Genomic DNA, 23,651 nt, shown 5'->3' with positions numbered 1-23,651 from the left:
ATAGGCCGCAGTACGGCGTTTGGGCACCGACTTGGCAGAGCACAAGGGACAACCCGCATCAGGCACACTGGTGATCCGATTAGGGGAGCTGATGGACGAGCCGCCGTACCTGGTGATCGCCGCCGAGCTGCGGCGACGGATCGAGACCGGGGAGTTGCAGCCTGGTGACCGGGTGCCATCGACCCGGTCGCTGGTGCGGGACTTCGGTGTCGCGATGGCGACCGCCACCAAGGCGCTGCGCGCGCTCCAGCAGGAGCAGCTCGTTCACGCGAGCCCTGGCGTCGGCACGGTCGTCGGCCCGCAGCCGAAGGCACGCCCGGTACGACGGCCGCCGCGCGCCCGCGGAAGCGTGGGACACGGGCCGGTCGAAGGTGAACCCCTGGCTCTCGACCGCGGTCAGGTGGTGCGGATGGCGCTCGCGATCGCCGACGCCGAGGGGCTGGCCGCCGTCTCGATGCGGCGGATCGCGGCCGAGCTCGGTGTCTCCACGATGGCCCTCTACCGCCACGTCGGCGGCAAGGACACCCTCGTCCACCAGATGATCGACGCCGCCTTCGCTGCGTTCCCGCTCCCACCCCTGTCCGGCGATTGGCGCGTTCGCGTGACCGCGATCGCGCAGGCCCAGTGGGCGGCGTACAAGCAGCACCTGTGGCTAGCAGGTGCCGTGACGGTGGGCCGGCCGCAGATGCTGCCGAGCATGCTGCCGCACACCGATGCGCTGCTGGCGGCCTTCAAGCCGCTCGGGAAGGCCCCGTCCATGTACGCCGTCATCACCCTGTTCGGCTACGTCCGGGGACTCGGACAGGCAATGGAGGTCGAGGCGCAGGCAGAGCAGGACACCGGCCTGACCGGAGACGACTGGGTCGCGCAGCAGGGCAGCGAGCAGTTGGCCGCGATCATCGCGGCCCAGAACCTGACGGCGTTCCGCGAACTGTTCGCCGGCGGCTTCGACCTCGACTACGACCTGGACCAGCTGTTCGCATTCGGTCTCGAACTGATGCTGGACGGACTGGCCGTCAGGCTGTCGCGGCCTTAGCTGCTGCCTTAGCTTCCTTCTTGAAGGCGCGCACCTCACCGAGCGACTTGGCGTCCACGACGTCAGCGATCGAACGGCGCGAGCCACGGTCGCCGTACGAACCGGCCGCGTCGCGCCATCCCTTCGGCTCGACGCCGCGCTGCTTGCCGAGCATGGCGAGGAAGATCTTCGCCTTCTGCTCACCGAACCCCGGCAACGCCTTCAGCCGCTTCAGCACCTCGGCGCCGTCCGGCTTCGGACGCCCGGCGGTCCACAGGTTCTCGGTCTTGCCGTCGTAGTTCTCGATGATGTGCTGCGCCAGCGCGTGCACGCGACGCCCCATCGATCCGCCGTACCGATGGATCGCAGGCGGCGTCACACACAGCTCCACGAACGTCTCCACATCCGTGGCCGCGATCTTGTGCAGATCGAACCCGCCCATCCGGTCCGCGATCTTCCGCGGCCCCGCGAACGCGTGCTCCATCGGGTACTGCTGGTCCAGCAGCATCCCGACCAGCAAGGCGAACGGGTCGTCGTTGAGCAGCTTGTCCGCGGCCGGATCCCCGGTCAGGTGCAGTTCGCGCAGCATGAGGTCATCCTGACACGGTCTTGAACTCGATGGCAGGAATCGGAACGGTGCCGCGACGGGGTCCAGGCCAGGAAGTATCGTCGAATGCGTACTTATTCGGGTGTCTTCCGCACGCCACGGATGATGTCGTGACCCGGTGTACCGCCGTACTCACGGGGTGCTTTCGACGGGGGAGGTGCGGGGATGGGCCGGTTGGTGGTGACCGCGTTCATGAGTATCGACGGGGTGGTCCAGGCGCCTGGGCTGGCCGACGAGGATCCGGACAACGGGTTCACGTTCGGCGGCTGGACCCAGGCGTACGACGATGCCGCCGTGACGAGGCTGATCACCCGGTCGGTGCTCGCTGCGGACGCGCTGCTGCTCGGCCGCCGTACCTATGAGATCTTCGCGAGCTTCTGGCCGACCGCGGACCCGGCCGACCCACGGACCGTCCGGCTGAACGAGCAGCCCAAGTACGTCGCCTCGTCCACCCTGACCGATCTCCGCTGGAACAACTCCACCCGCATCGAGGGCAACCTCGCCGAGATCGTCCGCGACCTCAAGACCCGCCATCGCGAGATCAGCCTGTGGGGGAGCACGACCGTCATCTCTCAGCTCCTGCACGCCGACCTGGTCGACGAGTTCGTGCTCCTCGTCTACCCGATCCTGCTCGGCCCCGGCAAACGCCTCTTCGACTCGACGCCGCGACTGAGCCTGCACCTCACCGAATCGACCACCTATACCAGCGGCGTCGCCCTCCACACCTACCAACGCATCCCGACCGTGCCCGGAGAAACGTCGGCGAAGGAGGTCAGGCCGCTACGCTGAGTCGTGACGAGCTCAGCGGAGGTGACGATGGAGCCGGTGTTCGCACCTGGTGTGCCGGAATCGGTACGGCGGTTGGTCAAGCACCGGTCGGAGCTGTTCGTCCCCGCGGACGCGCCACGGCCGAAGCGGCAGACCTGGTGGTCGGTGTCGCCGGCGAATACCTTGGGGCAGTTGCTGGTCTGGCTGACGGTGTGTGTCGGTGGGTGGATCCTGGCGCTGATCATCATGGCGGCGACGTTGCCGACCGACGTCGCGACCTGGAGTTCGGTGGTGCTGGCAGCGCTCGCCGTGCTGGCGACCGGCGGCGTACTGGTGAAGTCGATGGTCGAGGATCGCGGGCACAAGGCGGTCCGGCTGCAGCACGGGTCGTACCTGCTGCCGGTGGATTTCGACGACGCGTCGGCGCGGTTGCTGGAGCGGGCGCAGCGGTCGGTGAAAACGGTGCTAGAGGCAACGGTAACCCGGCGCGGCCTGCTCGACGACGTACAGAACGAGCTGGTCCTTCCCGAGCAGTTGTGGGACATCGCGCAGGTGCTCCGCGAGCAGACCGTCCTCCGGGCTCGTCAGCGCGACGTCGCGCGGGGCATGGCGACGGCTGAGCTCGAGACTGTCCTCGGACCGCAGCGGCGCGCGCTCGCGTTGTCGGTGACGGCGATCGAGCGCAAGGTCGACCTGCTCGAGAACTACGCCCACCGCGTCCGTTCCGCCGACGCCGCCCTCCGTGCCGAAGCTGCCCTCGCCGACGGCGACCGATACATCGAACTCCTCGCCCGCACCGAACCAGTCGGCGACACCACCCTCGTCCAAGGTTTCGCCGACGAGGCCAGCGCCCTCCGCGACACCTTCACCCGATCCATCAACGCCGCCCGCGACGCCGGCCGCACCCTCGCCCTCCCGGAGAGCTGAAGGCTAAGAACACGTAGAGGTCGGCGTGCGCCTCTGCCTCTCCGCTTGGCTTGGTCGTTGCGCCGCCTGGAGTGCTCGCACTACGTGTCCTTACCGACGATGAAGGAGTTCCGCCTCGGCCTGCTCGGACAGGCCGACCTCCAGCGCGGGTTCACCGCGGTCGCGATCCCAGGCGAGCAGATCGGCGACCGTCTGGCGGAAGGGTGTGACCGGCATACCGGCTGCACGTGCCTTCGACGGGTCCCGACGGCGGGCGGGCCAGACCTCCTCCGACTCCAGAAGTGGGAAGTGCGCCGGTACGGCGTCCTCCGGGACCTGCACGAGTTCCACCGAGCTGCCCGCGACGTCGGACGCCGTGGTGATCAACGTGCCGATCGTGGTCTCGGGTCCGATGGCGTTGAACGCGCCAGACCGTCCGTCCGTGATCAGTTGCACCGTGAGGCGGGCGAGATCCCGGCTGTCGATGAACTGCAGTGGCTGCGCAGGCGTGGTCGGCAGCGCAACCCGCCCGCCCCGCGCACCCCGCCGTACCCAGTAGAGGGCCGTCACGGACGAGTCACCCGGACCGGTCACTCGGCCCGGACGGACGATCGTCGCGCGATCGCCGTACCGTTCCCAGACATCGTCTTCGCAGGCGACCTTGCACCGTCCGTACGTCTCGTTCGTCAGGACGTCGGCGGCGCGCAGCGGAGCCTGCCGGGGTGCGTCCTCGGTCGCGCCGGCCGGCAGGGTCCGCACGTGAACCGCGTGGCTCGAGACGAACACGTAGCGCCCGACCCGGTCGCCCAGGACGTCCATCGCCTCGTCAACCTGCTTGGTCTGGTATCCGCTCAGGTCGACGACCGCGTCCCACTCACCAGTCGCCAGCCCGGCGTAGTCCCCTGCATCGCGATCGCCCACTACCTGCACCACCTCGGGCGGCAGCCCGGGCCCACTCACCCCACGACTGAACGACGTCACCTCCGCCCCGTGCGCCAGCGCGTCCAACACAATCGCGCGCCCCACAAACCCATTGCCACCCAAAGTCAGAATCCGCACCCCGCGACGCTAGCCCCACCCCTCCACCCACCGCACCCCCATTTGCCTGGCTAGCCACTCGGCTTGGGGGTTCAGCACCCATAACCACGGTGGAGAACCCCTCATTTCACTGCTCAGCCAGCGAAATGGGAGTGGGCGGCTTAGGCTCGGCTCATGATGGAACGGACTGTGGTTGTTGCCGGGGGCACCGGTGGGTTGGGGCGTGCGGTCGTCGCGGGATTCCTCGCGAGCGGGTGGCGCGTGGTGGTGCCGGGGCGGTCGGAGGAGTCACTGGAGCGGCTCGGGGCGGACCCGGCGTTGACGCCGATCGTGGCCGACCCGTTCGACCCGGCCAGCGTGGCTGACGTGGTGGCGCTGGCGACGTCGGAGGTGGGTGCGCCGGTGCGCGCGCTGGTGAACCTGGTGGGCGGATTCGCATCCGGGGCGCGGGTGCACGAGACGCCGATCGAACAGTTCGAGGAGCAGTTCCGGATCAACCTGCGACCGACGTACCTGATCACCCAGGGGCTGCTGCCGCACCTGATCGCGGGCGGCGGTGGAGCAATCGTTTGTACGTCGAGCCGCGCGGCGCAGCGACCGTTCTCGGGAGCGGCCGGGTACATCTCGGCCAAGGCCGCAATCCTCGCCTTCGCGGACGCGCTGCACGTGGAGTACGCGAAGGACGGCATCCGGGTCAACACGATCCTGCCCGGGACCATCGACACCGCCGCCAATCGCGCCGCCATGCCGAACGCCGACACGAGCGGCTGGACACAGCCTGAACAGATCGCCGGAGTCGTCCGGGCCCTGGTCGAAACCGATGGGTTTTCAGGCGGTCATTACCCCGTATGACAACCGAATGCCTCTGTAACACGTCTGGAGATGTGGAGTGTGCTTCAACGATGCACACTGACTGGGGACGGCGACAGGGGAGTCGATGGGGAGACACTCGCACACGGCAGTTACTCGGCCACGCTCGGTACCGCAGGTATTGGGCCTGACCCTGCTAGGTGCGTTGCTGCCCGGAATCGGTCTGATCGTCGGCGGCCGCCGCAAGATCGGTGCGTTCATCCTCACCATCACCCTCGGCCTCGTCGGTCTCGGCGTGTACGTCGGTCTGACCCGGCGCGACGAGGTCCTGGCCGCGGCCGTGGACCCGAGCCGGCTGCTGATCACGTCGGTCACGATCGCGGCGCTCGCGCTGCTCTGGATCATCGTGATCGTCGCCTCGCACCGTTCGTTGCGTCCGGCAACAGGTCGGGCCGGGGGGCGGGCGATCGGCGCGACCTTCGTCGGCGTCCTGTGCTTCGCGATCGCGGCGCCCACGGCGTTCGCCGTACAGACTGTGCTGGCGCAGCGGACGCTGGTGCAGGACGTGTTCGTCGCCCAAGGTGAGAGCAAGAGTGCGACCCGGCCGAAGAACGTCAACGTCAAGGACCCGTGGGAGAACAAGCCGCGGCTGAACCTGCTGCTGCTCGGCGGCGACGACGCCCCGGGCCGGCCGGGGATCCGGACCGACACCGTGATCGTGGCGAGTATCGACACCAAGACCGGGAACACGTCGCTGATCTCGATGCCGCGGCAGCTCACGTTCATGCCGTTCCCGAAGGACTCGCCGCTGTACAAGAAGTACCCGAACGGGTTCGGTCAGGAAGGGCTCAGCCTGGAGGGCCGGCTGGAGTGGATGCTGACCGCGATGTACCAGAACATCCCGGACAAGTACCCCGGCATTCTCGGACCGTCCGACAACGAGGGCGCCGACGTCCTCAAGCAGTCCGTGGGTGAGGCGACCGGCCTGAAGCTCGACTACTACCTGCAGGTGAGCCTGACCGGTTTCCCCGAGCTCGTGAACGCGCTCGGCGGGATCACCGTCAACGTCAACGAGCGGGTGGCGATGGGTGGGGTGAGCAGCGCGCACATCCCGCCGAAGGAGTGGATCGAGCCCGGTCCGAACCAGCACCTCGACGGACGGCACGCGCTCTGGTTCGCCCGCGGCCGCTACAGCGCCGACGACGACCAGCGGCAGATCCGCCAGCGCTGCACGATCAACGCGATGGTCGCGGCCGGCGACCCGGCCACCCTGATCACCAAGTACAAGGCGATCGCCAAGGCCGGTCAGCACCTGCTGCGGACCGACATCCCGCAGGAGCTCCTGCCGGCTCTCGTGCAGCTCGCGGTCAAGGTCAAGGCCGGCACGGTCTCGAACATCAACCTCGACGTCTCGAAGCTGAAGATGAAGTACCTGCACCCGGACTACGACGGAATGCGCGAGGCGATCGAGAAGGCGCTCGAGCAGCCCGCGCCGCCGGCCGCCCCGCCGAGCAAGACCCCGCCGAAGACCCCCAAGACGCCGTCCGGCGGCACCAAGACCATCCCGCCGCCGACCCAGAACCTGGCCGACGCCTGCGCCTACCAGCCCGACGGTGATCAGCCGAGCTGAATTCCTTCCGCACCGAGTGTCGATCCGGTCTGCCGCCGTACGACGTGAGAGTAAGAGACCGACACTCATGGATAGGGGTGAGTCATGCGCTACATGATCATCAACAAGGCCGACGCGGACAGCGAAGCCGGTAACTTCCCGGCACCCTCGGTGGTCGAGGGCGTCGGCCGACTCGTCGACGACCTCGGCAAAGCCGGCGTGCTGCTGTTCGCCGAGGGCGTCCACCGCAGCGAGCTCGGTGCCCGCGTGAAGGTCGAGGCCGGCCGCCGTACCGTCACCGATGGTCCCTTCGCCGAGACCAAGGAGCTGATCGGCGGCGTCATAGTCGTCGACGTCCGCTCCCGCGACGAGGCCCTCGAATGGGCCGCCCGCCTCGCCGAAGCCCTCGGCAACGAGGTAGAACTCCGCCGCGTCGTCGAGGAAGCCGACTTCGCCCCCGGCGGCGAGTACTACGCGGGCTGACCCCTGACCCCTGCGTGCCCGCGCCACCAGTGGTGCCCTGAGACAGCTTGTGGTGGCCGGAGACCTGGTGTGTGGGGTCTCCGCCCTTCACTTCCTGTCTCCGGCCACAAGTGGTGGCGCGGGACCAGAAGGTGCGGGCGTGGGGAAGGTAGTTGATGTTGGGGCGGGGGTGTTGTTCACTCGGCGGGTGACGGTTGACGGGGCGGCGGCTGAGGCTGTTGATGCGGTGTGGCGGATCGAGTCGGCGCGGATCGTGGCGGGTGTGGCCCGGATCGTGCGGGATGTGGGGCTGGCCGAGGAGCTGGCGGGGGACGCGTTGGTGGCGGCGCTCGAGCAGTGGCCGGAGTCCGGCGTACCGAAGAATCCCGGCGCCTGGTTGATGGCGATCGCGAAGCGGCGGGCCATCGACCTCATTCGGCGCAAGGAGACGTATCAGCGCAAGCTGGCCGAGATGGGGCACGAGCTCGAGATCGACGGGGAGAGCGTCGAGGACGATGTGGAGGCGATTCTCGAGGACACCATCGAGGACGACCTGTTGCGGCTGGTGTTCACGGCGTGCCACCCGGTGATCACGATGGACGCGCGGGTGACGCTCACGCTGAAGCTGCTGGGCGGTTTGAAGACCGACGAGATCGCGCGCGCGTTCCTGGCGCCGGAAGCGACGATCGCGCAGCGCATCGTGCGAGCGAAGCGCAACCTCGCGAAGGCGGAGGTTGGCTTCGAGGTGCCGGCCGGGCCTGAGCTGCTGGACCGGCTGGGCAGCGTGCTCGAGGTCGTCTACCTGATCTACAACGAGGGGTACTCCGCGACGACCGGCGACGACTGGATGCGCCCGGCGCTGTGCAACGAGGCGATGCGGCTCGGCCGGTTGCTGGTTGGGCTGATGCCGGACGAGCCTGAGGTGCACGGCCTGCTCGCCCTGATGGAGTTGCAGTCGTCGCGCGCCAACGCACGCGTCGGTCCCGACGGCGAGCCTGTGCTCCTGCTTGAGCAGGACCGCCGCCGCTGGGACCGCCTGCTGATCAACCGTGGCCTGGCCGGCCTCGAGCGCGCTTGGACCCTCGACAAACCACCCGGCCCGTACCTCATCCAGGCCGCGATCGCGGCCTGCCATGCGCGCGCCGCTGAACCCGACGACACCGACTGGGCCCAGATCGCCAGCCTGTACGCCGTACTGGCGCAACTGGTGCCATCACCGGTGATCGAGCTCAACCGGGCGGTCGCGATCTCCATGGCGTTCGGTCCTGAACAGGGTCTGGAAGCAGTCGACGCCCTCGCCGACGAGCCGTCCCTGAAGGACTACCACCTGCTGCCCAGCGTTCGCGGCGACCTGCTCTTCAAACTCGGCCGCCTCGACGAAGCCCGCAAGGAGTTCGAGCGCGCCGCCAGCCTCACCCGCAACGAACGCGAACGCACCCTCCTCCTCGAACGCGCCGCCGCCTGCTGAAAGCGGTCCGGGAGCCCCTTGCAGCGGAGGCTCCCGGACCGAGTACGGCGAGCAGTTACCAGAGCTGGTTGACGCGGCTGCGCTCAGTGGAGTTCGGGTACGGGTTGGTGCAGGACGGGCCGGGGCCACCACCCGACATCAGCTCCGAGCACGGGCCCGAGTAGTGGTCCGGCAGACCGAGCACGTGGCCGGTCTCGTGGGCCGTGATCCGGGTCGGGTCGTACTGCTGAGCCTGGGCGTAGTCGAGGAAGATGTAGCCGCTGCCGTGGCCGTTGGTCGAAGCATACGAGCCGCGAGAGTCATTGCCCTCGCGGTAGTAGAAGTCGTACGCCGAGGTGCTACCGACCTGGACGAGCTGGACGTCGGTCACCGAGGAGTTCCAGATCTGCGTGCTGCGGTTGATCTGGGCCTGGAAGCTCGGTGCCTGGTTCGCGCGGTACCGGACGGTGACCGCAGCGAGCTTCTGGCCGGACTTGGCGGCCTTGGCCTGCTGGGCGCGCACGGATGTCCACACCGCGTCGTAGAAGGCCTTGGACGCGGCCTGGTCGGCCTGCGATCCGGTGTACGACGAGATCGTCGTCGCGGTCTTCTCCGGCGCGGGCGCGGCGGACGCGGAGGCGACCGGGGCGGCGATCGCGGTGGCGAGTACGGCGAGGGTTGTCAGGGCATGACGGTATGACATGGGCGGGCCTCACTCCGATGGGCGGCGGATACGAATAGCGACCGGGGGACTACCTGTCGCTACCTCAACGGAGAATGCCAAACCTGTTCGCTGTCTGCATCCCCTCGCTCACAACGCAGGGGATAACCCTCACATTATGCCGTCACCCCGCGGAAAACCCGTTTCCCGCAGGGTGCACAGCAAGGGGATAACTTGAGGGGATAACCCCTGAAAGTGCCCCTTCTCCCCCTCTCAAAATTCGGGCTCTTCTGACTCATTCGTGGGTGGTGCGGCGTACCGGTCTCTCTTCCCCGTGTGGTGGGTCAGTTGACCGGCGTGCGGGTGGGCTGGCTGGGTGCCGTTCCAGCGTCGGCAGTTGGTGACCTGGTTGCGGTTGCTGGGGGTGTGGACAGGAAATGGGGACAGTGGACAAGGCATAGCTTGTTCAAGGTCCCCGGCGGGGTGTGCGCACCCCCGGGTTGTATCCCGGCGCCCTCCGGGTATCGGACCTGTGCCACCGTCCAACCTCTCGTGCGGCGACTCGTGCGGATGATGCTGAGCGTGAAGTGTCCGAGCCGCGCAGAGTTAGACGGTGCTGGCGGTCCGCCGCCGGCTACCCCACGCCCTCCCCCCGCATCAACCCGCCGGCCAGCCGGCCGGCCAGAAGCAACGGTTACCCGCGAGGCTTCTTTCCGACCGCAACCAAAGCCCGTCAGCCCTAGGCAACGGAGAGCGCGGTCACCGACCGCACCATCCCCCTCAGCCACCGCATCGCCCAGCCACCCCGTCTTTTGATCGGCCGCAACCAACCTCAGCCACAACCCGACGTACCCGGCCGAGTCACTGACCTGGCCCGCCGCGCGGCCCCGGCCGCCTCCGGCGGTCGGCTGAAAGCTTCGCGCGCGCCAAGCAGATGGCTGAGGGGGATGGCGAGGTCGGCGACCGAGGTGCACGTTGCCTGGGCTTCCGGGCTGTGGCTGAGGTACGTGACGCCCGGACCTTGCGCTATCGGTGAGTTTTCGGGTCCAGGCGACGAAAACTCACCGACGACCGCACCCGTCAACCGCACGCACTCCCACCCCGCGAACCCACGATCGCCGGACCGCCACCCCCAACCCCGTAAGCCACCTTGAGCACCCCTCAACCACGCGACGCCGGAGTGGTTGGGCCGTGCTCAAGGTCGGGTGGCGGGGTCACTTTGTGCACCCTCAACCACGTGACGCCCGCCGGAGTGGTTGGGCCGTGCTCAAGGTCGGGTGGCGGGGTCACTTTGTGCACCCCTCAGCCACGTGACGCCGGTCGGAGTGGTTGAGCCGTGCTCAAGGTCGGGTGGCGGGGTCACTTTGTGCACCCCTCGACCACGCGACGCCGGTCGGAGTGGTTGAGCCGTGCTCAGGGTCAGGTGGCGGGGTCACTCAATGAGGGGAGAACCAGCAACTTGAGGGGATAACCCGTGAAAGTGCCCCTTCTCCCGTCAAAATTCGGAGGGAGAAGGGGCAAGATGCGGGGATAACCCCTGAAGTGTCCGGGGCTACTTGTGGCGGGTGGCCAGCCAGGCAGCAGCGCCGGCGCCGAGGACCAAGGCGCCACCGACCGCGGCGGTCGCCCTCGGGTGTTCCCTGGTCATCGCGGGCACCTGGCCGGCGGTGTCCTTCACCCGCAGACCGGCCATCCCGGCGGAGTCCTTCATACGGCTGCCGGCCATCCCTGCGTTGGCTTTCACACGGCTGCCGGCCATCCCTGCGTTGGCTTTCATGCGACTGCCTGCCTCCGCGGCCGACTCCTTGAGGCGGCGCGGGACGTTCACCCGCTCGGAGAGTGCCTGGACAGTCTCCGCGAGGTGAGCGCGGGTCTGCTCGAGTTCGAGGCGCAGCGCCTCGGTCTCGGTGAGGTCTTCGCGGTGCTTCATGACGTGAGAGTCCCTTCCGGATGGTGGCCCTTGAGTGCTTCGAGGTCCTCGTGGACCCCCTCAACGGCGCGTTGCGGAATGGGCGGAGTGGCGTGACTGACATGACGCTTACCGAGCAGCGCGGCAACCGCGGCCACTGCGAACAGCACCACGGCGACGATCAGCGCCGCCAGCCAGGCAGGCAGGACGACGGCGAGCCCGCAGATGGCCGCCGCGATCAATGCACCGAGTCCGTAGAGCGCGACCGTCCCGGCCCCACCGAACAGTCCGATTCCGACCCCGGCTTCCTTGCCCTTGTCCTTCAGTTCGGCCTTGGCCAGCTGTAACTCGTCCCGAACCAGTCGGCTCATGTCGCTGGTCAGGTCACTCACCAGCGCACCAACAGGCTCTTCCCGTACGACGCCTGAACGCGTGCTCATTTCTCGGCCTCCCGTGATCGGATGTCACGCCCGGTACCCATCCGGTTAGGTTGTGAACATGGACCAGACCGCCCTGAACGAGCTCATCCGCCGGTTCTTCGACGCGTTCGTCTCCGGCCCGGACTGCGAGGAGCGCCTGGACGCCCTGCCGGAGCTGTTCATCCCGCAGGCCGTCATCGTCCGCACCTGCGGCAGCGAGCCGCTGGCGTACACGGTCGACGAGTTCATCGCGCCCCGCCGTGCGCTCCTCACCGGAGGCACGCTCAGCGACTTCCACGAGTGGCCGCTCGAGGGCCGCCTCGACGTCTTCGGCGACATCGCGCACTGGTACGGCGCCTATGCCAAGGAAGGCAGTCAGGACGGCAAGCCCTTCACCGGCCGCGGAATGAAGACGATTCAGTTCGTCCGGACCGCGGCCGGGTGGCGGATCAGCGCCGCCGCCTGGGACGACGAGCGCGAAGGCGTCCCTATGCCGTGAGGGTGATCACCAGGTCCTGGTCGGTCACGACGACCGGCGTGCTGAGCGTGACCACGGCACGGGTCCCGGTCACCGCGAGCGTGGCCGGCAACGTCGTACCGGCGTGTGTCACTGCTACCGCGGTGGCTGGGCGTGCGGTCTCGAAGGCGAGTGTGGACAGGCGTACTCGGCCGTGCCGAACCGAGACCGTCGCCACCTGTGAGGTCGCCGTACGGGTCTGGTGGTAGCGGCCCCAGCCCTCTGCGGCCGTGAACGCGCACGCGAACTCCTCCGGAGTCAGCCGCGGTGCGAACCCGAGATGGCCGCGCGGTCCGTGGTACTCGTACCCGCACGCCGCCAGGTACGCGCCGAAGCTCATCATCGCTCGCGCGTAGTGGTCGCTGGCCTCGATCTCGTTGTAGGGATTGCGTTTCTCGCCCCGATGCCGGTCGTAGATCGCCCGTGACACCGCGAGCCCCTCGGCCGTCATCCCCTCCGCGAAGAGATGGGCGACGAACTGCCACTCCTGGCCGGTCCACACCTCGTTGAAGTACGGGTGCCCGCCGGACTCGGTCGAGCCGCCGTTCGGCCAGGTCACCATGATCGTGCCCGGCTCGTTGGCGGCCGTGTAAACGCGGCCCGCGGGAATGCCTGGCGGCCGGTACGCCGCGGGGTTCGGCTGGAAGTTGTTCCGATACAGACTCCCCAACGCGATCCGCGCCTTGTCCGCCGCGAACACCCGGGGCAGCCCGAGCTGGGCGGCGTAGGTCTGCCCGTACATCTGGTCGATGTACACGCCGCGGTTCGTGTTGGTCGCGGGGTGCGCGGGATCGACCTTGTGCACGTAGTACCCGTACGTCCCGTTCCACAAGGGCCCGTTCAGGTACGACGATCCGCGGTCGGCGATCGTCGTGAACCGCGTGGCCGCGGCCGTGTCACCCATCTCGGTGGCCATCGCGGCAGCCGCGCGCAGGGCGGCGACGTACAGGCCGCTCAGCCACGGAATCTCGCCCCACCACTCGGCGTCCAAGGTGTTCAGCTGGCTGCCGCGGATGATGCCGTCCTGATCGGCGCCGTCGCGGGCGGAGATCAGGTACTCGACCGAGGTCTTCACCTTGGCCCAGACCCGGCTCAGGAACGCCGTGTCGGGGCTCATCTGATGTTCCCGGTAGATTCGCAGGATCGTGCCGCAGTGCCCGTCGGCGAACGACGGGTCGCCGCTGACCTCGCCGCGGTTCAGTAGCTCGCCGTTGGGGCGGAAGGAGATGCCGAGGTCGACGCGTTCGCGGGTGTCGCGTTCGAGGTCGGGGAAGAGCCGGCCGATCGCCTGTGCGTAGTTCCAGACGTGCTGGCACGTGCCGACGCAGCAGTACACGCCTTCCCAGGCGTAGAAGCGGCCGTTGCTGAAGCGGTTGCTGGTGCCGGTGGCGATCGTCGACGCGGTCGCGAAGGTCCGCTCGAGGAACCAGTGTGGCAAGGTCGAATCGTCGTACCAGGTCCGGACCCAGTCGCGCGTGCCCGACTCCAGACGGTCGAGATGGGTACCGACGTACTCCGCGACCTGCCGGGCGGAGGCGAAGCGCGTCGCGTAGTGCCGCAGGAAGGTCTGGCCGTCGACGAGGTCGCCGAAGAGGCGGCGCTCGGGAGTCGGGAAGAACCAGCTCTGCACGAAGTGCACGGTCCGTGATTCGCCCGGCGCCAGCCGGACACTGACCGCGACCGTGCCGACCTGCGTGCCGGTGTTGTCCATCTCGGCCGGACCGTCCGCCGCATCGAACAGCTCGGCCGGTGTCGACCAGGCCGCGATCGACCGCCGGACGACGGCACCCGGGTCGAGCGAGGCCAACGCGAAACTGCCCCCATCGGTGCGGTCGGCAACGGGTTGCTGGCGGATCGGCCGGTCGCTGAAGATGATCCGGTCGACGTTGACGTGCCCCCAGCCGCCGCTCGAGCGGTCGACGATCTGGATCTGCGCGGACTTCCCGGCCCAGCGGCCGACCGACCAGCAGATCGCGTCCAGCGGTTCGATGTCCGCGCCGCTGGCGGTCGCGACCACCGCGCCGTCGATCAGCAGGTTGACCGCGGTCGTCGCCGGATTGCTGCCGCCGCCTGCCCAGACAGTGATGTAGCGCCGGTCGATGGTGAACACGCGGCTCGTCAACGTGCCTTGCGAGCCGTCCAACGACCCGTCGCGGAAGTTGTACGACGTCACGAGCCGACTCCCCGACACGTTCAGCTCGGTGCGGTTACCGAACGGCCGCCGGAAACCCTCCGGCGTCTCCGTGACCGCGACCGGTCCGGCTCCGAACGCCGTACCGGTGACTGTCCAGCCCGAGTAGTCGGTTCGCTCCCAGTCCTCGAAGACCACGTCGGCGCGGTCGGTGAACGTGATGCTGCCGACGCTGATGTGCGCCCAGGCACCGGTCGCGTTGTCGACCACCTGGATCCGGGCGGTCCGGCCTTCGTAGTTGCCGACGTCAAGCAGTTGCCCTACCAGGGGTTCGCTGTTGGTCCCCGTTGCCGTGGCCACAATGTTGCCATCGACAACCACATTCACGCTCGCCCGGTTACCGCCGCCGATCGCGACCGCGACGTACCGGCGGGAGATCTCGAACGATGGGCTGGTCAGCGTGCCGGTCCGGTTGTCCGGATCGCCGCTGAGCCGGAAGTTGTACGACGTGACGAACCGCGATCCGTAGACGTTCAGATCGCCGAACCGCTGCATCAGAGCCGGGGTCTGGGCCGGCTTCACCGGTCCGCTCCCGAAGGCGTCGCCGGTCGTCGTCCAGCCGCCGTACGTGTCGCTGTCCCAGGTCTCGAAGCTCACGTCGGCGCGGTCGCTGAAGACGATGCGGTCCACGTTCAGATGGGCCCACGGGCCGGCGACGTCGTCCACGATCCGCACCTGCGCGGTACGTCCCTGGTACGCCGTGACGTCCAGCAACCGCACGCTCATCGGCTCGGTGTCGCTGCCGCCCACGCTCGCGAGAACGGTGCCATCAGCAACTATCTGGACCTGCGGCCGGGTGCCGCCGCCGACCGAGACCGCGACGTACCGGCGATCGATCACGAACGACCTGCTGGTCAGCGTGCCTTGATGAGCATCGGCGCCGTCGATGTCGTTCGGGTTGGCGCGGTAGTTGTGCGACGTGACGAACCGCGTCCCGTGCGCCCGTAGATCACCGAAGCGCTTCATGTACTCCGGTACGGCGGTCGTCACGACGGGTCCGGAGCCGAAGGCGGTGCCGGTCGCCGTCCAGCCGTCGTACGTCTCGCGCTCCCAGTCCTCGAAGAGGACGTCCGCTCGCAGTGACTCGGCCGGGTCGGCCGCGGACCACTCGATCCCGGACCCGAACGCGGTCGCGCGCTGCGTGGTCGGCTGGTTCCGTCGGCTGTCCAGACAGACCGGGTTCTCGGAGTACCCGAGCAGGGTCGCGTCCACCGCCGAGGCTGATGTGTTGCGCAGCGTGAACGCGAACACCGTGGCCGGCAGCGTCGAGTCGAGAGTCTCCAACGGGATGAACGGCGAGAACGCGTCGAGAGTGACCTGGACCGGGCTTTCGGTGCTCTGGTAGGACACCCGGCCGATCGGATACTGCCCGGTGAACCGGACATCGCCGAAGCCGCGAGCATCGACGTACCGGGCTGTTGTGCCGGTACGCAGCGCGAACCCCTGCCGGAAGCGAGTCGCGCCGGGGGCGTCGGCAGACAGCGGTGCGACGTAGTGCGACCCCGAGAAATCAGCGCCGCCGAGCGGATAGGTCATCGCATTCGAGACATCCCAGCCCCACATCCGCCCGTCACCGGACAGGTAAACCTGACCCGCGCACCCACCACCGACCGGCATCCCGATCTTGGCCAGCGCCGCACCGGAGTACTCCGTCGGCACCCCACGATCGGCCAACGCCGCAGCCTCGGCCGCACTCATCGGAGCTCGCGGCACCGGCGCCGCGGCGGCTCGGAGTGCACCCGGTACGGCGAGCGCACCGAGACCGGCCGCGCTGATCGAGAGGAAGGTACGTCGAGCGATCCCGGCCTTGGGGCACGTTCCGCCACAGGCAGGGTTGGAACAGGCGGACTGGTCTTCCATGAGTGATCTCCCGGGGCGGTGGGCAGCTCTTGGGCAGCACCCTAGCCGTCGAGTTCCGTGGGAGAAATGGATTTCCCGTGCATCGAAAGGGTGGACAGGCCGAAGGCCCGGTGGGTGCATCCACCGGGCCTTCGGATACCGCGAGAGTGTTACTTGGAGCAGGTGTAGATGCTCGCGTTGTCGAGCCACCAGTTGGCCGGAACCAGGTCGACGTTGTCCTTGCCGTGCAGGGTCCAGCGGAACTTGACCTGCTTGCCCTGGAACTGAGTCAGGTCGAGCCGACTGGTCTCCCAGCCTCCGGAGTTGCCGTGCCAGGTGGCCGGCTCGTCGTCGAAGTTCGGGTCGACGGACGGGCCGTTCGTCCAGCCGGTCAGGCCGGCGGTGTCCTGCCAGGTCGCGCCACCGTTGTCGGAGTACTCCAAGGTGGCAACACCCGTGCGGATCGCGTAGATGATGAACACGTTGTAGAAGTTGTACGCGTGCTGGAAGCGCAGGTACGTCTTCTGGTTCTTGATCTTGGTGCCGTTGGCGGTCTGGATGCCGATCGCCTGGTCCGGGGCCGTCACCATGCCGAACATGGAGTCGTCACCGTCCTTGCTGTACGACGTGTCGACGAGCGAACCGTCGACGCCCTCGGCCTTGCCCAGCACCCAGCCCTGGTCGCGGACGACCTTGCCGTCGGGGTACTCCGTGAAGGAGGTCTTCAGCAGGTTCTTGACCTTCGCGCCGGCGGTGTCGCAGACCGGAGCCTGGGCGGGCAGCCCGCCGGCCGGCTCGGCGTCCAGCTCGGTCGCCTTGATGGCGAGCTCGACCTGGGCGCAGTCCTTCTTGGTCATGCCGGACTTCTTTTTCTTGGCCAGCTTGTCGCAGGTCGCGCGCAGGCCTTCGGCGAGGTCACCGTAGTCGGCGCCGGTGGTGAGCACCTTCTGGGTCTCGTGCCACAGCACCTCGGAGCGGGCCAGGCCGATACCGAGCATCTTCTGGCCGTTGAAGGCACCGCCGTCGGCGATCAGGTACGCCGTCTTGTTGCCGACGCCGGAGTTGAAGTGCACGCCACCGTTGTCCTGGAAGAACGTGTCGTCGAACCAGTTCGGGCTGCTCAGCTTGTCCGGGTCACCGAACTTGGTCGGGTCGGACATGCTGCGGATCACGCCGAGGCTGGAGCCCTCACCGATCTGCCAGCGGTTCTCGGCGGTGTCGTCGGCCGAGCCGTTGGTCAGGTCGACGAACTCGCCCATGATGTCGGACAGCGACTCGTTGATCGCGCCGGCCTCCCACAGGTAGGCCAGGCCCGAGGTGTGCTGGGTGACGCCGTGGGTCAGCTCGTGGCCGGTCACGTCGTCGGTGCTGACGCCTTCGCCGAAGGCCATCTGCTCGCCGTTCCAGAACGCGTTGGCGTAGGGGCAGCCGCCGTCGACGCAGATCCGGACGGTGCCGCGGATCGCCTTGCCCTTGCCGTCGCCGTAGTCGACGCCGATCAGGCTGGTCAGGTCGGTACCGAGCGACTGGTAGGTGTCGGAGGTGTCACCGAAGAAGTCGAAGACCTGGTTGACGTCCTGGACGTCGGAGGTCGGGCCGCCCTCGACGCGGGACGGCGCGAACACCGTGCCGCAGCGGACGTCCTCGCCACCGTTGGAGATGACGGCGTGGTTCGCGTCGCAGACGACGCGGTTGATCTTCTCGCTCAGGTCCCAGGCGAGCAGCGCCTGGCCGGAGGCGTGCACCATGGCCTGCCAGCGGACGTCGTTCGGTCCGGTCACCTCGTACAGGTAGACCGGGATGGCGACCGAGCCGGGCTGGCGGGTCACCAGGCCCATGTCGAACCAGCGCGGGCCGGTCAGCTCAGCCTTGAGTTTCGACGCGTCGAGCTTGCCCTGCTTGGCGACAGCGGCCAGCGCCGACTGCAGCGCGGTGGCCTTGGCGGCGTCGGCCTTGTCGGCGGCCGGGAACGCGCCGTAGGTGGCGAGGGCGACCTCACCGTTGGCGGACTCCAGCGAGCCGGCCTTGTCCAGGTTGGTGACGATCTCGCCGCCGTACACCTGGACGCCGTCGATGGTCTGCTGGAAGCGGGTCTGCGAGCCGTACTCCGACATCGAGGTACCGGTCGCGACCAGGTCGGCCGGGCGGGCGCCGAAGTACGGCGCGACCGCGTCGACCTGGGCCTTGGCGACAGCGGCCGAGTCGGGCCGGCTGGTGGCAGCCTTGGCCGCCTTGGAGCTCACCGACTTGGGTGCCTTGAGCGGCGTGGTCGGGCGCAGCGAGTGGGCGCGGCCGAGGGCGTCGCGCTTGGCGACGATGCCGGCGCCGCCACCCGCAGGGGTGTCGAGCTGGCGGACCGACGGCTTCGGGGCCGGGGTCGCGGCCGAGGCGTTGATGGCGTTGGGCGCTGCCAACGTCAAAGCGACTGCGCCGGCGGCAAGGCCGGCGAGCCAGGTACGGGATTTCACAGAGATCCTCCCAGTTCCGTCTGGCGCCAGGAACGTGGACGAGCCCCCAAGCTCGTTCCTGGCCGGAACGTCACGGCCCCAACTCATGACAAGCGGGGCGGACGCTTGTTGACCGCACCCTGTCATCCGATGACTGCGCATTGCGACCGGCTGTGACCCAAGTCACATCAGCCTCCGGACTACACGGGTTTTCCTCCTCGCCCCGGGTAATTTCCGCACTCTGTGTCGATCTGGCGGGAGGATGTTCGACGCACTGCCGAGACCACTTCAGCGAAGGAGCAGTGCCATGCACACCACGGTTTCCAAGGACGGTACGACGATCGCCTACGACCGGCGGGGATCAGGGGGCCCGGCGCTCGTACTGGTCGACGGCGCGCTCTGCAGCCGTGCCCAAGGTCCGATGCCCGAGCTCGCCGAACTGCTCGCGGATCACTTCACGGTCTACAACTACGACCGTCGCGGTCGCGGTGACTCCGGTGACACGGCGGAGTACGCGGTCGAGCGCGAGATCGAGGATCTGGCCGCGGTGATCGAGGTCGCCGGCGGATCGGCGTACGTCTATGGCACGTCGTCCGGCGCGGCGCTCGCGCTGGCGGCCGCGAATGCCGGGCTGCCGATCGAGAAGCTGATCGCGTTCGAGCCGCCGTTCGTGGTGGACGACACCCGCAAGCCGATGCCTGCCACCTTCGTCACGGACCTTGAGGCGCGGGATCCGGCCGATGCGGTGAAGTACTTCATGACCAAGGGCGTCGGACTGCCCGGGCCGATGGTGACGATGATGCGGCTGATGCCTGCCTGGAAGCAGCTGAAGGCAGTGGCGCACACCCTCCCGTACGACGCTCGCTTCGTCACGCACAACGGGCAGGGCCGGCCGCTCGATACGACACAGTGGGCGGCGATCGACGTACCGGTGCTGGCGGTTTTCGGCGGCAAGAGCCCGGCGTGGATGAAGAACTCGGTCGCGGCCGTGGCAACCGCCGTACCGGGTGCGGAGCTGCATGAAGTGCCAGGTCAGACGCACATGATGGCGGCCAAGGCGATCGCGCCGGTGATCACCGAATACAGCACGAAGCCCCGGTGAACCGTTCGCGGTTCACCAGGGCTTCGGTGGTTGTCAGGCGCCAGTGATCAGAGCGCCGGCGCCGGCGCGGGCGGCGTCGAAACGCGCCTGGGCGTCGGCCCAGTTGACGACGTTCCACCAGGCCTTGACGTAGTCCGGCTTCACGTTCTTGTACTGCAGGTAGAAGGCGTGCTCCCACATGTCGATCATCGCGATCGGGGTCTGCCCGGCCGGCAGGTTGCCCTGCTGGTCGTACAGCTGGTGCACCAGCAGCTGACCGCCCAGCGCGTCCCAGCCCAGGATCGCCCATCCGGAGCCCTGGATCGTGGTGGCGGCCGCGGTGAAGTGCGCCTGGAAGCCGTCGAACGAGCCGAACGACTCGTCGATCGCCGCGCCCAGCTCGCCGTCCGGCTTGTCGCCGCCGTCCGGGGAGAGGTTCTTCCAGAAGATCGAGTGGTTGACGTGACCGCCGAGGTTGAAGGCGAGCGTCTTCTCGAGGCCGACGATCGCGCCGAAGTCACCCTTGTCGCGGGCCTCGGCCAGCTTGTCGAGGGTGTCGTTCAGACCCTTCACGTAGGTCGCGTGGTGCTTGGAGTGGTGCAGCTCCATGATCTCACCGGCGATGCTCGGGGCCAGTGCGCCGTAGTCGTAGGAAAGATCGGGAAGCGAATACGTGGTCAACTCTGCTCCTTCGTCGGGGGCCTGCGGGGCCGTGTGCCTGTCCAGCTTGAAACTTCAACCACGGTTGAGGTCAAGGCGCCACGCGGAGGGACGGGTCCCGGCAGCACCTCCGACCGGTGCCCGATGCGAACCGCATCAATCACCGGACACCCCCAGCTTCACATATGGCCCCACAGGGACCGACGGTGCGTCTCAGTTCACGACTCAGTCGACCGTCAGCACGAGCTTGCCGCGGGTGCGGCCGGACTCCTGCTGATGGTGCGCCTCGGCGACCTCGGTCCACGGAAAGACCTGCTCGACCTCGACCCGGACCGCGGCGCTCTCGACCAGTTCGGCGATCTCGCCGAGCGCGTGCCCGTCCGGCTCGACCAGGTAGCCGCTCACCCGGACACCGGCCTGTTTCGCCGACTCGAGCAGCTCGGGGGAGGTTCCGGACGGTACGGCGACCAGCAGGCCGCCGGGCTTGAGGACCTGGATCGACTGGTCGAGGGTCGTCTTGCTGCCGATCAGGTCGATCACGACGTCGATCTCGTCGGTCGCCTTCTCGACGGCGGTGGTCGTGTAGTCGATCACCTCGTCGGCGCCGAGCTCGCGCAACCACTCGTGCTTGGCGGCGCTCGCCGTACCGATGACGTGGGCGCCGAGCGCCTTGGCGAACTGGACGGCCAGGTGGCCGACCCCGCCCGCGGCGGCGTGGATCAGCACGCGCTGGCCGGTCTGTACGTCGGCCAGTGCGGTCAGGATCTGGTACGCCGTCAGTCCGGCCAAGGGGAGTGCGGCGGCCTCCTCGTGGGTGAGGCCGGCAGGCTTGCGGGCGAAGTGCCGGGACGGGGCGGTCACGTACTCCGCGTAGGCCGAGGCTGCCCGCGGGAACCAGGGCATCCCGTAGACCTCGTCGCCGACGGCGAGCGTGTGCACGCCGTGGCCGACCGCCTCGACGACGCCCGACACGTCCCATCCGAGGATGAACGGCAGCTCGCCGAGGACGCCGGCGACCCCGCCGCCGGCCCGGGTCTTGGCGTCGACAGGGTTCACACCGGCCGCGTGGACGCGGACCAGTACCTCGGTCGGCAGGGGTTCGGGCCGGTCGATCTCGACCAGCTGCAGGACCTCCGGGCCACCGAACTCTTTCTGGGTGATAGCTCTCATGCCCGAGAAGGTATCGATAGGGCCCTAGTTTCCCGCAAGGGCAGCTGCTATCTTTTGGGAAGTATGAGCACCTTATGCGCCACCGGAAAGCACGACCACCACGATGTGTACGCGGCACAGTGCCCGTGCCGCGAGGTCCTCGACCTGCTCGCGAACAAGTGGGCCGCCCTCGCGATCGGTGCGCTAGAGGACGGCCCACTGCGGTTCGGTGTGCTGCAACGGCAACTGCAGGGCATCAGCCCGAAGGTGCTGACGGCGACCCTGCGGCGCCTGGAGGAGAACGGCTTCCTGCACCGCGAGATCTACCCCGCGGTGCCGCTGCACGTGGAGTACTCCCTGACCGACCTCGGCCACAGCGTCTCCGTGCCGCTTTCCGCACTACGCACCTGGGTGGAAGTCAATCTCGACAAGTTGACGGCGTAGCGCGGGTTCGAAGGCCTTCGGGTCGTCCGCGAACCCGGTGTGACCGCCGGGGAATCTCGTCGGCTCGATGCCGAGCAGGTCGGCCAGTGCGGTCGAGGTGCGATCGCAGAGCTGGCCCTTCGAGTCTTCGCCGATACCGACGACCACCTTCGTGAGTTTGGCGATGTCGGGCTGCCAACTGATCGACTCGCGCATCTCGTGCTCGAACCAGAACCGCTCGTCGGCCAGTTGCTGCGGATCCCTGTCGCCGCCGAACATCGCCTGCGCCATGCCGGGCGGTAGTTGGATGTTCGCCAGCGCGAAGAACTGCTCCCAGGCTCCGACCGGGTCGCCGTTCAGATAGTCGGCCATCAGCTTCTCCGACTTCGCGAGCAGCTCGTCCCCGTCCGGGACGAGTCGATCCAGCGGCGGCTCGTGCGCGATCACCTTGTGGACCGTGTCGGGATGGTTCTGCGCCAGCGCCAGCACGCTCACCGCCCCGCCGCTCGACCCGAACGCGACCGCCGGCCCGCGGTCGACCTCCCGGATCAGCCAGGCCAGGTCATCCGCCCGCTGCTCCGGCGTCGACGTACCGCCGTCTGTGAACTTGCTGCGGTTGATGCCGCGCGGGTCCGTCGTCAGCACGCTGTACCCGTCTGCGAGTAGCTCGGCCAACGGTGCGAACGAGTCCGCCCCCATCGGCGCCCCGACCAGCACAACGAGCGGTCCACTGCCACGTACCTCGTAGTAAAGCTCTGTGTTGTTCATGCCTCCTCCACGAACGGCGCCGCGTCGGATGGACACAACCGCCACAAATCGGTCGTTTCATCCGCCCGAGCCCGCCGATGCGTCGGTACGGCGCTCGACCGCCCCACCACCCGCAATCCCGCCTCCCGGAACATCGTGAGCAGCTCGTCCCGAGACCTGAGCCCCATGATCAACCAGGCCTCCCCACCCGGATTGAGATGCTCGCGAACGCCGTACAGAAGCCCCCGCAACATCCGGCTGTCCTCGTCGAACACGGCCGTATCAAGCAGCGTCCTGGGCCGTTTTGAGACCCACGGCGGATTACAAACAATCAGGTCAGCCTGCCCGGGTGGGTACAGGTCGGTCTCAAGCACCTCCACTGTTCCCTGCAGGTTCTCCTGTGCGCAGGCGACCGCGCGCGGATTGTTGTCTGTGGCAACCACCTTCTGGATGCCCCGTCGTACCAGCACGGCTGCGAGCACTCCGGTGCCCGTTCCGATGTCGAACGCCACCTTCGTCGTTGGCGGTACCGGCTCGGCGGCGATCAGGTCGACGTACTCCGATCTTGTGGGGGCGAACACTCCATAGTGTGGGTGGATTCGGGCATTCAGTGCAGGTAGATAGATGCCGCGTTCCCGCAACTGATGCGCGCCGATCACACCGAGCAGTTCGCGTAACGGGATCAGGCGGTCGCCGGTCGGTGGACCGTACGCCTGCCGGCAGGCATGCCGTACATCCGGTGCCCGCCGCAACCGGATCTCGTAGTCGCTTGTTGCTATCAGCAACGAATTGAGCTGCTGGACCCGCCGGGTCCGGCGACCGAGCGCGGCGAGCAGTTGTCTCGCATTCTGGAAATCGCCCTCCCAGCGGAGGGTGCTGCCGCCGCGGATCAGGCGCAGCGCCCGGTCCGCGGAGACGGAGTCGTCCACGGTGATGAGTGTCAAGA

The 23,651-nt window shown here is 68.0% G+C and carries 21 protein-coding genes; 10 read left to right on the top strand and 11 right to left on the bottom strand.

Annotated elements, in window-relative coordinates:
- Nucleotides 1–91: 91 nt before the first annotated feature.
- The gene (locus tag ACFVWG_RS30575; protein WP_391546903.1) at nt 92–1,036 is read left to right on the top strand and encodes a GntR family transcriptional regulator; all 945 of its coding nucleotides are present in this window, start codon (nt 92–94) and stop codon (nt 1,034–1,036) included.
- Here the strand turns inward: ACFVWG_RS30575 and ACFVWG_RS30570 are convergent.
- Complete coding sequence (locus tag ACFVWG_RS30570; protein WP_391546902.1) at nt 1,017–1,604, bottom strand: HhH-GPD-type base excision DNA repair protein; 588 nt, start codon at nt 1,602–1,604, stop codon at nt 1,017–1,019. The two genes, ACFVWG_RS30575 and ACFVWG_RS30570, sit on opposite strands and share 20 nt — an antisense overlap.
- A gap of 183 nt (nt 1,605–1,787) precedes the next feature.
- Here ACFVWG_RS30570 and ACFVWG_RS30565 point away from each other — a divergent pair, with 183 nt between their 5' ends.
- Nucleotides 1,788–2,411 (top strand): dihydrofolate reductase family protein, encoded by a 624-nt coding sequence (locus ACFVWG_RS30565; protein ID WP_391546901.1) that lies wholly within the window; start codon nt 1,788–1,790, stop codon nt 2,409–2,411.
- 3 nt (nt 2,412–2,414) lie between these two features.
- Complete coding sequence (locus tag ACFVWG_RS30560; protein WP_391546900.1) at nt 2,415–3,317, top strand: hypothetical protein; 903 nt, start codon at nt 2,415–2,417, stop codon at nt 3,315–3,317.
- Between the two features lie 90 nt (nt 3,318–3,407).
- Here ACFVWG_RS30560 and ACFVWG_RS30555 read toward each other — a convergent pair whose 3' ends face one another.
- Nucleotides 3,408–4,355 carry an NAD-dependent epimerase/dehydratase family protein gene (locus ACFVWG_RS30555; RefSeq protein ID WP_391546899.1) on the bottom strand — a complete coding sequence of 316 codons (948 nt, stop codon included), beginning with the start codon at nt 4,353–4,355 and terminating at the stop codon, nt 3,408–3,410.
- Nucleotides 4,356–4,508: 153 nt separating this feature from the next.
- Between ACFVWG_RS30555 and ACFVWG_RS30550 the strand changes: the two genes are divergently transcribed.
- The 4 genes from ACFVWG_RS30550 (at nt 4,509) to ACFVWG_RS30535 (ending at nt 8,683) form a co-directional block, all read left to right on the top strand.
- Nucleotides 4,509–5,186, top strand: coding sequence for an SDR family NAD(P)-dependent oxidoreductase (locus ACFVWG_RS30550; RefSeq protein ID WP_391546898.1), 678 nt, complete (start codon nt 4,509–4,511; stop codon nt 5,184–5,186).
- Nucleotides 5,187–5,271: 85 nt separating this feature from the next.
- Nucleotides 5,272–6,774 (top strand): LCP family protein, encoded by a 1,503-nt coding sequence (locus ACFVWG_RS30545; RefSeq protein ID WP_391546897.1) that lies wholly within the window; start codon nt 5,272–5,274, stop codon nt 6,772–6,774.
- 84 nt (nt 6,775–6,858) lie between these two features.
- Nucleotides 6,859–7,236 (top strand): YciI family protein, encoded by a 378-nt coding sequence (locus ACFVWG_RS30540; protein WP_391546896.1) that lies wholly within the window; start codon nt 6,859–6,861, stop codon nt 7,234–7,236.
- A 187-nt stretch (nt 7,237–7,423) separates the two neighbouring features.
- Complete coding sequence (locus tag ACFVWG_RS30535; protein WP_391546895.1) at nt 7,424–8,683, top strand: RNA polymerase sigma factor; 1,260 nt, start codon at nt 7,424–7,426, stop codon at nt 8,681–8,683.
- Between the two features lie 55 nt (nt 8,684–8,738).
- Here the strand turns inward: ACFVWG_RS30535 and snpA are convergent, their stop codons facing one another.
- The 3 genes from snpA to ACFVWG_RS30520 all read right to left on the bottom strand — a co-directional run bounded on the left by snpA (nt 8,739) and on the right by ACFVWG_RS30520 (nt 11,672).
- The gene (gene snpA / locus ACFVWG_RS30530; protein WP_391546894.1) at nt 8,739–9,365 is read right to left on the bottom strand and encodes a snapalysin; all 627 of its coding nucleotides are present in this window, start codon (nt 9,363–9,365) and stop codon (nt 8,739–8,741) included.
- 1,510 nt (nt 9,366–10,875) lie between these two features.
- Nucleotides 10,876–11,253 (bottom strand): DUF3618 domain-containing protein, encoded by a 378-nt coding sequence (locus ACFVWG_RS30525; RefSeq protein WP_391546893.1) that lies wholly within the window; start codon nt 11,251–11,253, stop codon nt 10,876–10,878.
- Nucleotides 11,250–11,672 carry a phage holin family protein gene (locus ACFVWG_RS30520; protein ID WP_391546892.1) on the bottom strand — a complete coding sequence of 141 codons (423 nt, stop codon included), beginning with the start codon at nt 11,670–11,672 and terminating at the stop codon, nt 11,250–11,252. Before ACFVWG_RS30520 ends, ACFVWG_RS30525 begins: the two co-directional genes overlap by 4 nt.
- 58 nt (nt 11,673–11,730) lie before the next feature.
- Between ACFVWG_RS30520 and ACFVWG_RS30515 the strand changes: the two genes are divergently transcribed.
- Nucleotides 11,731–12,150 carry a DUF4440 domain-containing protein gene (locus tag ACFVWG_RS30515; protein ID WP_391546891.1) on the top strand — a complete coding sequence of 140 codons (420 nt, stop codon included), beginning with the start codon at nt 11,731–11,733 and terminating at the stop codon, nt 12,148–12,150.
- On the opposite strand, the gene ACFVWG_RS30510 is transcribed toward ACFVWG_RS30515, so the two are convergent.
- Both ACFVWG_RS30510 and ACFVWG_RS30505 read right to left on the bottom strand, forming a co-directional pair.
- Entirely contained in the window at nt 12,140–16,219 is a 4,080-nt protein-coding gene (locus ACFVWG_RS30510) for a GH116 family glycosyl hydrolase (protein WP_391546890.1), read from the bottom strand. The two genes, ACFVWG_RS30515 and ACFVWG_RS30510, sit on opposite strands and share 11 nt — an antisense overlap.
- A gap of 149 nt (nt 16,220–16,368) precedes the next feature.
- On the bottom strand, nt 16,369–18,666 hold the full coding sequence (locus ACFVWG_RS30505) for a M4 family metallopeptidase (protein ID WP_391546889.1): 2,298 nt from the start codon (nt 18,664–18,666) through the stop codon (nt 16,369–16,371).
- 286 nt (nt 18,667–18,952) lie between these two features.
- On the opposite strand from ACFVWG_RS30505, the gene ACFVWG_RS30500 reads away from it, so the two are divergent.
- Nucleotides 18,953–19,747: an alpha/beta fold hydrolase gene (locus ACFVWG_RS30500; RefSeq protein ID WP_391546888.1), complete on the top strand. Its 795-nt coding sequence runs from the start codon at nt 18,953–18,955 to the stop codon at nt 19,745–19,747.
- Between the two features lie 33 nt (nt 19,748–19,780).
- On the opposite strand, the gene ACFVWG_RS30495 is transcribed toward ACFVWG_RS30500, so the two are convergent.
- Together ACFVWG_RS30495 and ACFVWG_RS30490 are read right to left on the bottom strand one after the other, a co-directional pair.
- Nucleotides 19,781–20,407 (bottom strand): superoxide dismutase, encoded by a 627-nt coding sequence (locus ACFVWG_RS30495; RefSeq protein WP_391546887.1) that lies wholly within the window; start codon nt 20,405–20,407, stop codon nt 19,781–19,783.
- A gap of 204 nt (nt 20,408–20,611) precedes the next feature.
- Nucleotides 20,612–21,556, bottom strand: coding sequence for an NADP-dependent oxidoreductase (locus ACFVWG_RS30490; RefSeq protein ID WP_391546886.1), 945 nt, complete (start codon nt 21,554–21,556; stop codon nt 20,612–20,614).
- A gap of 63 nt (nt 21,557–21,619) precedes the next feature.
- Between ACFVWG_RS30490 and ACFVWG_RS30485 the strand changes: the two genes are divergently transcribed.
- Nucleotides 21,620–21,979 carry a winged helix-turn-helix transcriptional regulator gene (locus ACFVWG_RS30485; RefSeq protein ID WP_391546885.1) on the top strand — a complete coding sequence of 120 codons (360 nt, stop codon included), beginning with the start codon at nt 21,620–21,622 and terminating at the stop codon, nt 21,977–21,979.
- Here ACFVWG_RS30485 and ACFVWG_RS30480 read toward each other — a convergent pair.
- Together ACFVWG_RS30480 and ACFVWG_RS30475 are read right to left on the bottom strand one after the other, a co-directional pair.
- The gene (locus ACFVWG_RS30480; protein ID WP_391546884.1) at nt 21,935–22,726 is read right to left on the bottom strand and encodes an alpha/beta fold hydrolase; all 792 of its coding nucleotides are present in this window, start codon (nt 22,724–22,726) and stop codon (nt 21,935–21,937) included. The two genes, ACFVWG_RS30485 and ACFVWG_RS30480, sit on opposite strands and share 45 nt — an antisense overlap.
- On the bottom strand, nt 22,723–23,634 hold the full coding sequence (locus tag ACFVWG_RS30475; RefSeq protein ID WP_391546883.1) for a methyltransferase: 912 nt from the start codon (nt 23,632–23,634) through the stop codon (nt 22,723–22,725). The genes ACFVWG_RS30480 and ACFVWG_RS30475 overlap by 4 nt, the downstream gene beginning before the upstream one ends.
- Nucleotides 23,635–23,651 lie beyond the last annotated feature (17 nt).

The sequence above is a fragment of the Kribbella sp. NPDC058245 genome, assembly GCF_042882005.1.
Lineage (GTDB): Bacteria > Actinomycetota > Actinomycetes > Propionibacteriales > Kribbellaceae > Kribbella.
The sequence above is the reverse complement of the archived record's forward strand: the minus strand, read 5'-3'. Positions and strand labels throughout refer to the sequence as shown.